Genomic DNA, 16,788 nt, shown 5'->3' on the forward strand with positions numbered 1-16,788 from the left:
ATTTTAAATATATGATCCAATTCATAATAAACAACTAGGGGGGGATTTAACGATGAGAAAGAAATGGACGTTACTACTATGCAGTGTGATGTTAGTCGGAGTATTAGCAGCATGTGGAAACGATAAGGATGCTACACCACCTACTACTGAACCAACGAACGAAGCCGTTACACCAGCAGTAACTGAAGGGGAAGACAAGTATCAAGATGGAGCTTATTATGCTGAAGGTACATTGGATGAGAGCAGTGGTTGGAAACCTTATGTCGTTCTTTCAGTGAAAGATGGCGCCATCGCTACCGTTGATTGGAACTTCGTAAGTTCCAAGGGAGGGCCTGATAAGAAGTCTGTAGATAAAGCAGGTAATTACGGTATGAAGGAAAAAGGTAATGCCCAAGCTGAATGGTATGAGCAAGCAGAGAAAGCTGAACAATTCTTGATCGAGAAGCAAGACCCTGCAGCAATCACTCTAGATGGCGAAGGCAAAACGGATGCCATTACAGGCGTATCTATTCATGTTAATGACCTAGCTGTTCTAGCGCAACAAGCATTGAATGCTGGTCCTACTGAAACAGGTGCTTATAAAGATGGATCATACCATGCTGAAGCTGCAGAATTCGATTCTGCTTCCGGTTGGAAAGGTACTGCTGATCTTACAATCGCGAATGGTAACATCATTAACGCTTTCTTCAGTGGTGTGAATGATGCTGGCGAAGACAAACAAGCTAACTCTATTGAAGGTAAATACGGCATGAAAGCCAATGGTGGATCTTTATCTGAATGGCATGAACAAGCTCAAGCAGCTCAAGACTTCTTAATTGAGAAACAAGACCCTGCAGCAATCACTATAAATGCAGAAGGAAAAACAGATGCGGTATCAGGTGTAACCATCACTGTATCCGACTTTGTAACATTATCTCAACAAGCTCTTGAAGGTGCCAAATAATAACTGTTAATCTTTAATAAAGCTTGGTATTATTAGACATTGAAATACATTAGAAACCATTGAGGTGAACTTTAATTGTGAAGAAAATTGTCCTTTTGGGCGGAGGTTACGGTGGTGTTCTCACCGCTAAGAAATTAGCCAAGAAATTCAAGAAGAATAACGAAGTTGAAATTCAGCTAATTGACCGTAATCCCTATCACACCCTATTAACAGAATTACATGAAGTAGCGGCTAACCGTACGCCTGAAGATGCGGTTAAGATTGATCTCAAGAAAATCTTTGCCAATCAAAAGGTCGATGTCGTTCTTGATGAAATCAAGAACATCGATTTTGATGCCAAACAATTAACGTCCGACACAGCAACATATGACTATGATTATCTAGTCATCGGAACGGGTAGTAAACCAACCTTCTTCGGAATCCCAGGTGCGGAAGAGAATACTTTCACATTATGGTCACATGACGATGCTGTTCGGTTAAAGAAACAAATTCGCAATATGTTCACTGAAGCTGCGAAAGAAAGTGACCCTATCATCCGTAAGACGAAGCTTTCCTTCGTAGTTGTAGGCGCTGGATTCACCGGTGTTGAATTAATCGGTGAAATGGCTGAGTATCGTGATGAATTGTGTAAAGAGTTCTATATTGATCAACAAGATGTTCGTTTAGTTGTCGCAGATATGGCCCCTAAGATTCTACCTATCCTACCAGATAAGTTGATCGCTAAATCCGAGAAATACCTACGTAAAATTGGTGTTGAGATCATTACAAATGCCAAAATTACAGGTGTTGATCCTGCAGCTGTCAAGCTGGGAGATATGGAAGTTGCAGCAAGTACGATTGTTTGGACAGCTGGTGTAGAAGGCTCCGAAATCGTAGGTTCACTAGATGTGAAGCAACAAGGTCGCAAACGTATTGAAACGAATGATAAATTGCAAAGCTTAGATCACGAGAACGTGTACGTTGTCGGAGATAACATTTTCTTTATTCCTGAAGGCGAGACACGCCCTGTACCACAAATGGTAGAGAATGCCGAGCATGCCGCTCCACTTATTGCACATAATATACATGCCGATGTCATGGGTACAACGAAGAAATCCTACAAGCCTGCCTTTCACGGTACGATGGTTTCGATTGGTAGTCGATATGGCGTTGCCAATGTAGGTCTTCCTAATAAAATGTTCATGCTTACTGGATTCATGGCTATGTTATCCAAGCACTTCATCAACTTATTCTATCTATCTACTGTTGCTGGATTCAATAAAGTATGGTCCTACATGATGCATGAATTCTTCCATGTAGAGAACCGTAGAAGCTTCCTAGGTGGTCACTTCTCCAAGCGTTCACCGAATTTCTGGATTGTGCCACTTCGTCTCTTCGTAGGATTTATGTGGTTCAAAGAGGGTTGGAATAAGATTGGGAATATTATCGAAGATCCTTCACGGATATTCTTAATCCCTCCATCTCCAATATCTGATGCCACTTCAGCTGCAAGTGAAGCTGTATCTAATGTCGCTGAAGTTGTAGATGCTCAAACAGCTGCTTCTGCCGTTGCTAGTACAGGCGAGACGCTAACAGCTCTACCTGTCCCTGGTTTTATTACTAGCATTATGAATACCTTTATGGATATATTCTTCTATACTTCCGATGGAGGTTACACTGTACTAGCTGAAATATTCCAAATCGGAATGGTTCTTGCAGAGATCACCTTCGGTGCACTTCTTATGTTGGGTCTATTCACAGCATTCTCATCGATTGCAACGATTGGTATGGGCGTTATGATCTGGACTTCAGGCATGGCACCTTATGAAATGCTCTGGTATGCATCCGCAGGTATCGCTACAATTGGTGGCTCAGGAAGCGTGTTCGGTCTTGACTACTATGTACTACCATGGTTAAAGAAACAGTGGAAGAGGATCCCTCTCGTTAGACGTTGGTACTTATTCACAGACTGAAGCTAGTATTCATTGATAAATTACCAATATAGGTAAATTAGAGTAATGTGCTATTCGCACATTACTCTAATTATTTCTAGATGATTTTGAACTACAAATTACGACTACAAAACCGATTCCAAGGGGTGAAGCATATGCACACACAACTTATGAATGAAACCATCCGTTTACTCCAGGCTGAATGTTCACCTAAAGCTGGAATTACGTTGGACATCGATTGGACGGACATGCCGGTTGTGGAATCACTATTGAATAGTTATGACCTAGCTTATGAGCGCAAAGTTCATCTTCTAGCACTTTACACCGTGTTGAAGCTTGCCACAAGCCGTCATAAAGACTGCCACTATTCTGATCCTAATCTAACCCGCAAGGTGTTGGATGGAGATTATTTATACAGCCTTTATATTCAACTAGCCCTCCAGTATAAAGAATACGATCTGATCTCATTCCTGGCGCCCCACATCAAGAAATGGCAAATCAAATGGGCTGAGGGACATTCCGAAGTTGAGTTGTTATCCACCTGCTTGGAACAGTTCTTAAATATTGAATTTCAACGTCATGCGAACTGTACAGCCGTTGAACAGGTAGGGTAAAGATGAAACTACATGAGAGTCTAAATATTAATCTACCTCGCATCAACAGGACCATTGAGCATATCGTCAGATCAGATAAAGATGTACCTTCTTCCTCCATTATATCTAAAAGTATCCTTACACTTATTCGTTCAGGCGGTAAAAGGATCCGACCTTTGATGGTCATTGTAGGAAGTAGATTTGGCACCACAACATCTGGACATCGACAGATTCAATTAGCTGCAGCAGCAGAATTTATTCATGCAGCTTCACTTGTTCATGATGATATCATCGATCGATCTGATATGCGCAGGGGGCAACCCGCTATGCATATCAATACAGGTGTATCAGAAGCCGTTTATATTGGCAGCTATATGTCTGCACGAATTATCGAACTTCTCTCTGAAGGTTCCTCTCAAAGAAATCATTATGTCCATGACTTGTCAGCAATCGCCACCGCCCAGCTTTGCCTAGGTGAATATGAGCAACTTGAACATAGATATAACTATGATTTCACATTGGAACAGTATTTAGAGAAATCACGTAATAAGACTGCTCAGTTAATGGCTACCTGTCTACGTGTTGGCGCTTTATCTACAGAAACTGAACCTGAAGTCGCGGAACTATTATATCTATTTGGCGAGTACCTTGGGTTGTCGTTTCAGATTCAAGACGATCTACTTGACTTCACCCAGAGCCCTGAACTTCTAGGTAAACCGGTGGGTAGCGATCTCATTCAGGGACAAGTCACTTTACCAGTCATATATGCTCTGCAAAGAGCTGAGCTGGCGGTTACTATACGGTCTATAAATGCCACTTCTACCACAGAAGAGATTAATAATGCTATGGATGCCATTCGCTCCTCTGGAGCACTGGAACAGACAGAACAGCTCAGTCAACATTATTTGGAGAAAGCCCAATGTATTATTGACCAGTTAACCTCTTTTCCCGCACATCGGGATCTTCAATCCTTGCTACATTACTTCGCTCGACGCGATCATTAATAGATGTATCCAAATTACTGGAAAGTCCTACTTTTGCGACTCTTCCAGTTTTTTTGATACCATTTAAACATATATTTTCTTATTTATACATTGTTCCCCTTGATTCTACCCCTTTCTTCTCATTAATTTTTAAATTAACAAAAGTATGCTCTCCAGTTAACAATCGAGATATATAATTCATATCTAGATTGTCAACTAGAGAGGATATGATTCAAGAATGAAATTAATAAAGAAACAAGTAACCGTAGCTGTGCTATCTGTACCCTTACTTCTAAGTTCCCTAGGGGGAAGTTACGCTAATGCGGCAACACCTCCCACAACAGTTACTTTACCAGCAGCACCGTCTGCGGGGTATTTTGTAGATAATTACAAAAATAATAAAGCGGATAATTCAACAGTAGATTCAAATCCGACAATCAACTTACTATCCGGATTTAATAAGCTGTGGACTGCGGGATCGACCTGGAATACGGGTACCAAGCTGAACGATAGCGTCCTGAATCTCAATATTCTAAAAGTGTTTAACACGTATACTCGCCGCACTGCCGCTGAGGCTGATGCAGCATACTTGGATGACCGCAGAAAGCAGAGCTACAGCGTGATCGACGGTCTGGGTTCGCATGCTGATACATACCGAGCTAAAGCAGAAGCTACCACAACGATCAATGATGTCGCAGCAGATGCCACAACGCAAAAATACAGTGATGAAGGCAACAACGCAGGTAGCACAGACTCTAGTCTGGGTAACATGGTAGGGTTGGTTAATACTTTACGCGGTGAATTTTCCACGACAAATCCAGCTAAGGCGTACTTTAATTATCCCCGCCCGTTCCGTTGGGTCGACAACTCTCTCGTAGTTTCGACACTCATTCCTGTGCAAAATTCTGACCCAAGTAAGGATGGCGGATTTCCTAGCGGTCATACGAATGCCGCATATCTCAGTGCTTACGCGCTAGCCTATGCCGTGCCAGAGCGTTATCAGGAACTACTAACTCGCGCTTCAGAGGTTGGTAACAATCGTATTGTTGCCGGGATGCATTCACCGCTTGATGTCATCGGAGGACGCGTCATGGCAACTGCGGTGTCCGCCGCTATCCTATCTGATCCAGACAATGATAGTTTGAAACAGGCCGCTTATCAGGAAGCACACAGTGAACTATTAACGCAAACCGGTACAAGCACGGATCTATACAGCGATTACGCCATGAACAAAAAAAGCTATACCGAACGTTTAACATATGGCTTCAGCAAGGTTGACTCTATAAATTCGCCAATGGTCGTTCCTAAAGGAGCTGAAGTACTGCTTGAAACACGTCTTCCTTACCTTGATAACATCCAGCGCCGTTGGGTACTAGCTACTACGGGTCTTCCCTCAGGTTACCCCGTGCTTGATGATGCAGAGGGATGGGGACGTCTTAATCTCTTTGCGGCTGCAGATGGTTATGGCGCATTTGCTAATAACGTAACAGTGACCATGGATTCTAAAAAAGGCGGGTTCCATGCATTAGATAGCTGGCGTAACGATATTTCTGGCATTGGAAGTTTGACGAAAAAGGGAACCGGCGAATTGAAGCTCGAAGGCAACAATACGTATTCTGGAGGAACACAGATTGAGGAAGGTACACTAGAAGGTCATTCGAAGACAGCTTTCGGAGCAGCGAGTGTGACGAACAACGGAGGAACTCTCCGGGAAGATGTCGCCGGACAACTGATTATCGGTGAACATTATAAACAATCTGCGCAAGGTACACTCGAGCTTAACATCGGTAGTAAAACTGATCTGCTCAAAATCAATAAAGTGGCAACACTCAACGGAAAATTACGCCTAAATTTCACGGAAAATTATATTCCCGTTAATGGTAACACGATTATCACGTTTAATGAACGGGATGGCGCATTCTCTTCTGTTGAAACCGTTGGTTTGCCAAGCCAGTATAAAGTAGAATTGATCTACAAATCCAACAGCATTCAGTTAAAAGTAACCAAGTAACTTAAGATAGCTAACCTAATATACCGGATAAAGAAGACAAAGGATTCACAATCTTTGTCTTTTTTAACATAGTAAAAGTATACGTTTCTACGGAGACCTTTAAGGTAAATTCCGTGCTAAGATCCACGGGAACTGAATAAGTGACTAAACAACACTTATATTAGCAAAATAGGTTGGCTTGCAAGAAATAAGTGCACGGATGACAGTTAAAACCGGGAGAATTGTCTTATTCTTATTCTGCGATCGTAAGGACAATCCGTCATCGTCGCGGCCTCCCACACAAATGTGAACTGGCTTTTTCAGTGGCTCCTTATGGGATAGCCCATCTTTCGATATATAATGAACGGTTTAATCAAGACACTAGAAAGAAATCTAATAAAGTACAAGCTACAATAACCATACTGATGACTTGATTTAAATGATACGAGGCAACTTTCATTAATGTAGGTTTGTTCGGTTGTATAATGCCATGCTCCACCATGAGCAGTATGGCCGCAATGCCTAATCCAATCAGATACATCCAACTCAAATCTCTGAAGAAATAGAGGCTCAATAACAACAACACCATAATGGCATGCATTCCTTTGGCCATCCAAAGCGCTGACTTCAGACCGAAGAAGCTAGGGATAGACCATAACCCATGAGTACGGTCGAACTCAATATCCTGTGTTCCATATATAACATCAAACCCAGCAATCCAAAGCATGACAACTGTTCCTAACACAAAGGGTGTAAAGGCGAACTGCCCTGTTACGGCAAACCATGCTCCTATTGGAGCGGATGCGATCACGAACCCGAGATATAGATGGCTGAGCCATGTAAACCGCTTCGTGTATGAATACACGGTAATCAGAAGAATCGCTACAGGTGATAATATCATACATAACGGGTTTAACATACATGCCGCGAATACAAATAAAATGTAATTAATAATAACAAAAATAGAAACTTCTCTCGTCTGCAATAACCTCTGCGGCAGATGCCTTGATGCCGTCCGCGGGTTCTGTTCATCAAACCAACGATCAGCCAATCTATTGAAGGCGTTGGCTCCGTTTCGAGCAGCGACTAGGGCAATTAACCCCCAGATCATAACCCACCAAGAAGGCCAGCCGCTCGCAGCCCATACCATTGAAATAAGCGCAAAAGGTAGTGAAAATAATGTATGCGAGAACATCACTAGTTCACCAAATTGCTTACCTTTATAAATCACCTTTTTAAAATCCATCTGCTTCTTTCATCTCCACGACTTTTTAGAACGTCCAAATATCTCCACTTACAGAACTTGATATCCATCCAACAACAATGACCATGATGATAAATAAACTAATAAATAAGGTGTCTCTCTTCCTCCATACCAAACGGTGATACTTTGTTCGTGGCTCTCTTATACGAAATCCTCTTGATTCCATGGAGTGAACTAGATCCTCCGCCCTTCTAAATGCACCTACCGTTACAGGTACAAGCAAAGAAACCAACATTTTCCCTTTCTCTTTCCACGGGAGTTCCTTTAAATCTGCTCCTCTTGAGGCTTGGGCTTTGAGTATAATATGCGTTTCCTCTAGAATACTTGGAATAAATCGAAGGGCTATGCTAATCATAAGCGTAAGACGGTCAGGAGATATCTTAATCCAGTGAAGTGGCTTTAGCACACCCTCAAGCCCCTGGTTAAGGCGTCCCGGTGTCGTTGTGAATGTTAGGATCGCTGTGAAAGACACAAGGAACACCATCCTTAAGACAGCAAATAGTCCTAAGCGAAATCCTTCTAGATATAAATTCCATGAACCAATACTTATGAGTACGATTCCATTCTTATCCACAACTTTTATACACTGAACAATAAATATAAAGACCATCAATATCCATAATGGCTTAGCAGCTCGAACATAATACTTTATATGAATACGCGTTGAAGCTATGACTGTCATCGAGAACAGAAGCATACAAACCATTTCTATCCATGTGTTAGACATAATGATCATAACAACATACAGAAGCATCGCAATCATCTTCGCACGAGGATCCAGGCTATGCACCCATGATCCTGTATCAATAGTTCGGCCGATTAGCAATTTCTCGCTCATACCGATCCCTCTTCCCCTTGTACATCCTCTGAGTCAACCGATTGCGCAATCCTATTGGACATAGCCTCTGCACTCAAGCAAGGTTCTTCTTCACTCCATCCGAACTTCTCAGACAGCGCACGCCAATAACGGATAGACTCTGGAATAGCTATTCCGTAGTTCTCCATTTGATCCGCCTGTGCAACGAAGGCTCGTACGCCCCCTTGAAATACCGTTCTACCTTCGTGTAGAACTATCCACTGATCTGCAAAAGGAAGTAACTCATCCATCCGATGCGTGACTATTATGATCGTTCTACCTTCCTCCCGACACAAACGATATAACAATTGAATAAGTTCTGCTCTACTGACTGGATCGAGCGTAGCTGTCGGTTCATCGAGCACTAATATATCAGGGTCCATAGCGAGTACCGAAGCAATCGCTACCTTGCGCATTTGTCCGCCACTCAGCTGAAACGGATTACGAGAGAGTAAGTCCAAGTCTAATCCCATTCTTTCCATCGCTACATGTGCGCGTTCCTTTGCTTCTTCCAAACTTAATCCGAAGTTCATAGGGCCGAAGCATAGGTCCTTCTCCACCGTATCTTCAAATAATTGCTGTTCAGGAAATTGAAAGACAAGCCCGACTCTTTTACGCAATTGCTGAAGCTTTGGAGATTTCTCTCCGGCTACCATCGTAAGATCAAGTACCTGAACAGTTCCTGAGGTCGGTTTCAATATTCCATTGAACATCTGCAACAATGTCGATTTGCCAGAACCTGTCGCACCAACTATGCCTACTAACTTACCTGCCTCTAAATGCAAATCGACCCCTTCGAGGGCGGCTTGACTCCACATACTGTTAGCATCATACTCATAATTCACTTGTTTGAATGTAATGGCCATAGCGCCTCTATAAGCTCCTCTTCATCACTAGGAACTGGAATGTCTACTCCATGCCTATACAACTCATTTCTTAGCCTAAAGGCAAATGGAGCTGTCAAATGACACATCTCTAGCATAGACTCATCCCGAAATAGTTCCGTTGGTGTTCTATCTGCAATTAGCTTACCTTCGTGCAATATGAGCACTCGCTCTGAAGCCGCAATCTCCTGCGCATCATGCGTAATCGAAACAATTGTATACCGTCCACTCTTATGCATATCAGACAAAATAATCATCAGATCATTTCGAGTCTTCTCATCTAGCATGGAAGAGGCTTCATCAAAAATAACCACTTCCGGCTCCATGCTTAATATAGATGCAATGGCTACACGTTGCTTCTGCCCCCCTGATAACTCACTCGGGTGCTTGTGTAACAAGTCGGAAATTCCAAACTTTGCGGCGTAGGTTTCCACCCTTTCCTCCATCACTTCTATAGGAAGGCATTGGCTCTCAAGACCAAAAACAATATCATCTTCAACCGTCGTACCGACAAATTGATTATCTGGATTCTGGAAGACCATTCCTATCGTCTGCCTAATTCTCCCGATTGTATCTGATTGCAGTTCTAGTCCCTTCACCACGATGGATCCTGTGCTTTTCGGAAGAAGACCGTTCAAAAGCTTGACGAGTGTTGATTTGCCAGAGCCATTCGCTCCGACCAAAGTCACCCATTGTCCTTGTGGAATGCTTAATGATACACCGTCTATAACGAGCTGATCTTTCGCGTATCCATAGGTTACATCTTGAAGTTCAAGAGCTGAACCGTTCTGTCCTTGCATGGTGATCGAGTCTCTATGCTCTAGATTTACAGCTTCAGGTTCATCTCCTGTATACTGGCGCTTGCCTAAACCATCACCCTGAAATTCCTCAAATAAAGATAGCTTCGTTAAAGAAGGTACTAGGTATTTGACTGCAATTCCAATCAACACACCAGTAACAAGACCTGTCAACAATAGCAATGGCATATAATAATAAATATTCGATGTTTGGAAAACAATCGACGCCGCTGTAATTTGTCCGAAATTATGTCCGACGCCGCCTATAACACTTACTCCAATTAAACTGACTTGATTACGACCTAACTTAATCACCATGAACATGACGATAAAGCTAAATAGTGATCCAAATAGACTGAACAACATGCTAGAGAATGTTCCAAAGATAAAAGCTGTAATAATAGTCTTTAATATAACTAACATCAGTGCATCTCTACCTCTTAAAAAAAATAAACAGGTCAGAATCATGATGTTCGCTAGTCCTAATTTGGCACCTGGAATTTGAAGATTAACAGGGATAATAGATTCTACAATACTGAGAACAACAGCTACTGCAGCAAATATCGCTACAATCACTATTCTTTTCAACATACGAGTAGATTCTTCAGTTGACAATGACATCTGGCTCATCTCCTACATCTTGCACGCCATTGATTTCAACCATAACCCGGTGGGGCAAACAAATGATACTCTGTTTAGGTCGGTCAATAAATCCAAAGGTTTGACATACTTTATCTGGGCAATCCGTATCATACATTTCCACACCATAGTCATGCACTTTAATAACATTCGTTCCATTCGTTGATTTAATCTCGATGATTTGTTCTTCTTTCGTCAACTCAATCGTCTGAAAAAGCTTACCATTCAAAGTAATGTCGGCCGTCAAATTTCCAATGTGATTATTTTCACTAGCATCTCCGGGGAACCATCTTGGAACTAGGAAGAATAAAGCCACAGCAGCAATGATCGTAATAATCAGTAGGTCTCCGCGTTTCATGGATAACTCCCTTATATTTTAATTGTTTAATATGGACACGTCTTAATTATACCTATCTTCTGAAAAAGCTTCAATGTCTTATTCGTATTCGTTCTATATCTATTTGTCAAAATGATGCTAATCCTTTCCTTTCCTCGTTATTTTTGTTATAATCCATCTCGAAAATGCGCTGAAAATGAGGGAACATTATGAAACCATTCAAACATGCACCATGGCTGCTAATGCTATGCCTGATGATCATCTTAGCAGGGTGCGGAAATTCCAAATCATCCTCTAACTCAAAGGTTGAGCCTGTAGCCAAATCCTTCTATGTATTTGATACGATTGTTCAAGTGAAAGTGTACGATGATAAAACGACAGAGAAGAATTTCGATGATATTCAGAATATTCTCGATACGATTGAGATTCAAATGAACCGTAGTAATGACAAGAGCGAAGTCGCCGACGTTAATCGTAACGCGGGCGTAAAGCCTGTGCAAGTCTCTGAGGATACCTTCCATGTCATATCTGCAGCTTATGAATATTCCGAACGCTCTGAAGGTCGGTTCAATATGGCCATCGGCCCCCTAGTTTCACTATGGAATATTGGTAATGAAGGTGCCAAAGTACCCCCAACCGATAAGATCAATGAGGCGATACTACTTAGCAATTATAAGAACGTAAATCTCTATCCGGACAAGCGTGAAGTGTATCTCACTGAAAAAGGGATGTCTCTTGACCTTGGCTCTATAGCCAAGGGGTTCGCAGCAGATAAAATCGTTGAATATTTACAATCAGAAGGGTTTAGCAGCGCTATCGTTGACCTTGGAGGAAATGTGTTTGCTATGGGGAAGAAGCCGGGAGATAAATTATGGACCATCGGTATTCAAGATCCAGATGAATCTCGTGGGAACCCAATCGGCAACATCCATGTAGACAATATGACCATTGTAACCTCAGGTGTGTATGAACGTTATTTCGTGGAGAATGGTAAGCACTATCACCATATTCTAGACTACAATACAGGTTTTCCGGTTGAAAACAATATTAATAGTGTCACAATCTTAACTGATAAATCCATCGATGCCGATGGGCTATCTACCACTTTGTTCGCCTTAGGTATTGAGGAAGGTCTAGCATTCATTGAGAGTTTAGAGCATACTCATGCCTTATTTATTACTAACGATAAGAAAATCATTGCATCTTCAGGTATACAAGATTTGCTTACAATTACGAATGACAATTACACTTTAGTCTCGAAAGAAGAGTAATAGTAGCCGGTTTTACTTATTGAAATTAAGAAATGACTATGATAGAATATTTGCAAATGAATGAATTGGAGTTGAAAAGTAGAATGTATATTTCTTGCTAACATGTAAATTGATAAAACAATGTATGCGACTTATTTCGCATGTTTTATTCTTTATATGCAAGAAAGTTACTTCTTCTTTTCACTCAATCGATATATCCATATCTAACCCTAGCGCGGGTTGGGTTTGCTGTATTTATTTGAGCTACAAGAAGGTTACTTTCTTGTAGCTCTTATTTTTGTATACAGGAGGATAATATTATGTCATTAATCAATGTTACAAACTTATCTTTTGCCTATGATGGCAGTTACGATAACATATTTGAGAACGTAAGTTTTCAAATCGATACGAATTGGAAATTAGGTTTTACGGGGAGAAATGGCAGAGGGAAGACAACATTCCTCAGCTTGTTGCTTGGTAAATATGAATACAGTGGACATATTTCTGCTCATGTTAGTTTTGAATATTTCCCTTTCCCTGTCGAAAACAAGGAAAGTAATACCCTCGATGTGATCAACGACATTGTTCCAGACTATCTTCACTGGCAATTAATGCGTGAACTTTCATTGCTAAAGGTTTCTGAGGATGTTTTATATCGGCCCTTTGATTCATTGTCCAACGGAGAGCAAACGAAAGTGCTATTGGCTACATTATTTCTTAAGGAGAATCATTTTCTATTAATTGATGAACCAACTAATCATCTTGACATGAGTGCAAGAAAACTTGTCAGTGATTATCTCAGTACCAAAAGCGGGTTTATTCTAGTATCCCATGACAGATCATTTCTTGATAACTGCGTAGATCACATACTTTCAATTAATAAAACGAACATAGAAATTCAAAAGGGGCATTTCTCTGATTGGTGGGAGAATAAAAAGAGACAAGATAACTTTGAGCTTGCAGAGAACGAAAAACTAAAAAAGGACATTAAACGCTTGTCGGATGCCGCTAAACGAACGGGCAACTGGTCACACGAAGTGGAAAATACTAAAAACGGCACAAGAAATTCCGGTTCCAAGCTAGATAAAGGGTATGTTGGTCATAAGGCTGCTAAAATGATGACGCGCTCTAAAACAATTGAGCAAAGACAGCAATCTGCAATTGATGAAAGGTCTATGCTGCTTAAAAACATTGAAGACTCTGACAGCTTAAAGATCTCACAACTTTCTTTTCATAAAAGCCAACTTGCGGAATTTGAACATGTCTCAATTTATTACGGTGATAAGATGGTATGCACAGATATAAGTTTTACGATTGAACAAGGTGAACGAATTGCACTTTCAGGTATAAATGGCTCCGGTAAATCAAGTATTATCAAACTTATTTGCGGTGATCATATCAACTATACTGGCACCTTCAGGATGGGAAGTCAGCTTAAAATATCCTATGTTTCACAGGACACCTCACATTTACAGGGCAATTTAACGGACTTCGCTAGAAACAGTGGAATTGATGAAAGCCTTTTTAAATCTATTTTAAGAAAACTTGATTTTTCCAGAGTTCAGTTTGAGAAGGATATTTCAGATTTTAGCGGCGGTCAAAAGAAAAAGGTGCTGATTGCAAAAAGCCTTTGTGAGAACGTTCATTTGCATATTTGGGATGAACCGCTTAATTTTATCGATATTATTTCTCGCATGCAAATTGAAGAATTACTACTTGAATACTCACCAACCATTCTTTTTGTAGAGCATGACAGTAATTTTTATAACAACATCGCTACAAAGATCATTGAACTCTAACGTTATGGCGTTTTGGATATGGCGTAATCCTTATTTTAATTTGTAGCACAAATAGGTTGCTATCCGAATTTATTTGTGCTATGATTAGATTTGTATTTTGAAATTTAACCCCATAGCGTTCCTCGCAAGAAGAATAACCCTTCACCTAATGAAGTTTGAAATTTCTATTTTAACAAACCCTAATGAAGTAGAGTTTTAAGGACGTATCTGATTCACACTGGCGCGGTCATTGGAGCCGTAAGGACAAAAGAGAGGTAGGGCTTTTGTTGTGTTGGAAGTCATTTATTCTGTAACCCATCTGTGCTAAAGGGACCAACTGTAACCATCTTAACTTGGTTGACAGGGGTTAAATATATAGCTTGTTATGCTGCAAGCCAAGCAGAAATGGCTGTGCTGTCCTTTTTCAAGGACGGTACCCGTCTCTGTGGAAATATAAAAGATAGAGTATAAAGTCAAACTTATACTTTCTTATATTTTAACAAAGCCCCCAGAATGTATATTCTGGGGGCTTTTTCAGCATAGTAGAGAGTATAAGTTTTTGGGAGACCTTTAGATGTATTCCACCTTTTTGTTAATCAACAGATGCACAAAGTACATCTAAATCCGACCAATTCCCTCTAACGCTAAGTTTAGCTGCACAGAGTACATCTAGATTACTCTAATTCCCACTTTACATCGTTATCGCCACTTTTAACTGTAGGTTGTGCAACTATTTCCCGCTTCCGTACCTTTCACTCTATTTTAAGTGCACTTTTCGCAGCTATTTCGTTGGGGGGAGGTAGCGCACAGCAGAATAGCTATGTAGATAGATCCACAGGAACGGAATAAGCGCTTAAACAACAGCTAAATTAGAAGAATAGGTTAGTTTGTGAAAATTAAGTGCCTAGATGACAGTTAAAATCGGGAGAATCGCAAAAAAGTGGGTTTTCCGAGAAATTAGATGCATTTGAGCAATTAAAGTGTGGGAAAGAGCAATAGTGGTGAATTTAGAGGACAAATTTGCAACTAACTGCGTGATCCCTCGCTATAGCAATAGCAATATAAGATAACGCGTGCAATCAGCTGCAGAAAGTGAAGTTATTTCATCCGCAAAGATGAGATAAAGAGAAACTCCTAAACCAAAGGCGCCGATCGGCGCCTTTCTTATTTATCTACATATTCACATCCAACTCACCTATCACATACCCTTATAGAGGAGTCATCTTTTGATCACGAAGTATAGCAGGAAGACTTTTTGATCTCGAATTCATATCAAAGGAGTGTTCAGGTATATGCCGAATCGAATCATTGTAGATCTCTCAGATCGAAGTTTGTATTTACTCGACGACTCTAATCGTGTCATTAGGGGCTTTCCCGTAGGAATCGGAAAAATGCTAACCCAAACTCCACAAGGTGAATTCACCATTATTAACAAGCAAATGAATCCGGGTGGTCCATTCGGCGTGCTATGGATGGGGTTATCCAAACCCCACTATGGCATTCATGGGACGAACGACCCTTCATCCATTGGGAAGGCAGTATCCCACGGATGTATTCGAATGTTTAATAGTGATGTTCTTACGCTATCTTCACTTGTTCCCATACACACGCGTGTAACGATTCGCCCTTGAATAGGTTATCTGACCGCTCCGCTTACGATTTTGAGTACAGAAATACGATTAAGTTTGGACTTACCAGCGACGATAGCATCTAATGTTCCGTTGGCAAGTGCAAGAGGAATTTTGCAGAAATTATATATGGGATCTAACTTAATTCGACTCGTATAAGAATCAGCAATCTTCAAGTTCTGCCGAGCATAATCTAGCATTTCATCAAAACTCCATCCTGGAGGATGAAAGTTCACTCCACGCTCGGAATCCTCAGAACGATTACTAATAATATTCACCAATTGTAATCCGCGTCCAAATGCGACACTTTGATCCTTATTTACGTCACTTTCTCCGTACAAGGTCCACAAATCAGATAACATAATTCCAACTAATCCGGCAACATAATAAGTATAGTCATCTAAATCCTCTTTATTCTGAATGTTCCAGTTCTTCAAAGCCCATATAGCCATTCCTTCTGCCATAATGGAAGTATAGTGACATATCATTTCTTTGGTTTGTGCAGGTGCTAGCTTAACCCAATCTGTCAGCCGCAGACTTACTTCTGGAAGATCCTTCTTATACGGCTCAAATAATGATGTGAATTGATCATCTGTATAATTCGTCTTCAACAATGAAGAAACCGATTGCAAAAGAGACACTTTATCTTCTTTAGCTAGATTCTCGTGATCTTCAATCTCATCAATCGCTCTCATACTAAGGTATCCCGCTGTAACAGCCTCTTGAAGTCCAGCACCTAAGTGGCTAATGGGTATAATAAATGTTCTGCTGGTTTGTGCTAGTACTTTAGTAGCATCTTTAAGTAATGTCGCATTCTCTTTCATAACTCCACTTCCTTTCCAACGTTCATAGCTGTCTTGTAGTTACAGCTACCTCTGATTTAGTGTACGATTAATTCATCATACAATATATTCA

General features: G+C 40.9%; 14 protein-coding genes. 8 read left to right on the forward strand and 6 right to left on the reverse strand.

Annotation, left to right across the window (positions count from 1 at the left end; translation table 11 throughout):
• Positions 1-52 precede the first annotated feature (52 nt).
• From AC1TO9_RS13110 to AC1TO9_RS13130, 5 genes are all read left to right on the forward strand, one after another.
• Complete coding sequence (locus AC1TO9_RS13110; RefSeq protein ID WP_482059376.1) at positions 53-943, forward strand: FMN-binding protein; 891 nt, start codon at positions 53-55, stop codon at positions 941-943.
• 77 nt (positions 944-1,020) lie between these two features.
• Positions 1,021-2,895, forward strand: coding sequence for an FAD-dependent oxidoreductase (locus tag AC1TO9_RS13115; protein WP_482056040.1), 1,875 nt, complete (start codon positions 1,021-1,023; stop codon positions 2,893-2,895).
• 149 nt (positions 2,896-3,044) lie between these two features.
• The gene (locus AC1TO9_RS13120) at positions 3,045-3,488 is read left to right on the forward strand and encodes a hypothetical protein (protein ID WP_482059377.1); all 444 of its coding nucleotides are present in this window, start codon (positions 3,045-3,047) and stop codon (positions 3,486-3,488) included.
• Positions 3,489-3,490: 2 nt separating this feature from the next.
• Complete coding sequence (locus tag AC1TO9_RS13125) at positions 3,491-4,471, forward strand: polyprenyl synthetase family protein (protein WP_482056038.1); 981 nt, start codon at positions 3,491-3,493, stop codon at positions 4,469-4,471.
• 217 nt (positions 4,472-4,688) lie between these two features.
• Complete coding sequence (locus AC1TO9_RS13130) at positions 4,689-6,461, forward strand: acid phosphatase (protein WP_482059378.1); 1,773 nt, start codon at positions 4,689-4,691, stop codon at positions 6,459-6,461.
• Between the two features lie 352 nt (positions 6,462-6,813).
• Here AC1TO9_RS13130 and AC1TO9_RS13135 read toward each other — a convergent pair whose 3' ends face one another.
• The 5 genes from AC1TO9_RS13135 to AC1TO9_RS13155 are packed head-to-tail and all read right to left on the reverse strand — an operon-like array spanning position 6,814 to position 11,238.
• Positions 6,814-7,686, reverse strand: coding sequence for a UbiA-like polyprenyltransferase (locus tag AC1TO9_RS13135; protein ID WP_482059379.1), 873 nt, complete (start codon positions 7,684-7,686; stop codon positions 6,814-6,816).
• Between the two features lie 25 nt (positions 7,687-7,711).
• Positions 7,712-8,542, reverse strand: coding sequence for an energy-coupling factor transporter transmembrane component T family protein (locus tag AC1TO9_RS13140; protein WP_482059380.1), 831 nt, complete (start codon positions 8,540-8,542; stop codon positions 7,712-7,714).
• Positions 8,539-9,426, reverse strand: coding sequence for an energy-coupling factor transporter ATPase (locus AC1TO9_RS13145; protein WP_482056034.1), 888 nt, complete (start codon positions 9,424-9,426; stop codon positions 8,539-8,541). The genes AC1TO9_RS13140 and AC1TO9_RS13145 overlap by 4 nt, the downstream gene beginning before the upstream one ends.
• Positions 9,402-10,862, reverse strand: a complete 1,461-nt coding sequence (locus AC1TO9_RS13150; protein WP_482059381.1) for an energy-coupling factor transporter ATPase — start codon at positions 10,860-10,862, stop codon at positions 9,402-9,404. Before AC1TO9_RS13150 ends, AC1TO9_RS13145 begins: the two co-directional genes overlap by 25 nt.
• Positions 10,846-11,238, reverse strand: a complete 393-nt coding sequence (locus AC1TO9_RS13155; protein ID WP_482056032.1) for a NusG domain II-containing protein — start codon at positions 11,236-11,238, stop codon at positions 10,846-10,848. The genes AC1TO9_RS13150 and AC1TO9_RS13155 overlap by 17 nt, the downstream gene beginning before the upstream one ends.
• Before the next feature lie 188 nt (positions 11,239-11,426).
• On the opposite strand from AC1TO9_RS13155, the gene AC1TO9_RS13160 reads away from it, so the two are divergent.
• The 3 genes from AC1TO9_RS13160 to AC1TO9_RS13170 all read left to right on the forward strand — a co-directional run bounded on the left by AC1TO9_RS13160 (position 11,427) and on the right by AC1TO9_RS13170 (position 15,876).
• Positions 11,427-12,488, forward strand: coding sequence for an FAD:protein FMN transferase (locus tag AC1TO9_RS13160; protein WP_482059382.1), 1,062 nt, complete (start codon positions 11,427-11,429; stop codon positions 12,486-12,488).
• 299 nt (positions 12,489-12,787) lie between these two features.
• Positions 12,788-14,266, forward strand: a complete 1,479-nt coding sequence (locus AC1TO9_RS13165; RefSeq protein ID WP_482056030.1) for an Lsa family ABC-F type ribosomal protection protein — start codon at positions 12,788-12,790, stop codon at positions 14,264-14,266.
• A gap of 1,271 nt (positions 14,267-15,537) precedes the next feature.
• The gene (locus AC1TO9_RS13170; protein ID WP_482056029.1) at positions 15,538-15,876 is read left to right on the forward strand and encodes a L,D-transpeptidase; all 339 of its coding nucleotides are present in this window, start codon (positions 15,538-15,540) and stop codon (positions 15,874-15,876) included.
• A 5-nt stretch (positions 15,877-15,881) separates the two neighbouring features.
• On the opposite strand, the gene AC1TO9_RS13175 is transcribed toward AC1TO9_RS13170, so the two are convergent.
• Entirely contained in the window at positions 15,882-16,697 is an 816-nt protein-coding gene (locus tag AC1TO9_RS13175; RefSeq protein ID WP_482056028.1) for a squalene/phytoene synthase family protein, read from the reverse strand.
• Between the last annotated feature and the right edge of the window lie 91 nt (positions 16,698-16,788).

This window comes from Paenibacillus sp. Y916, assembly GCF_056786435.1.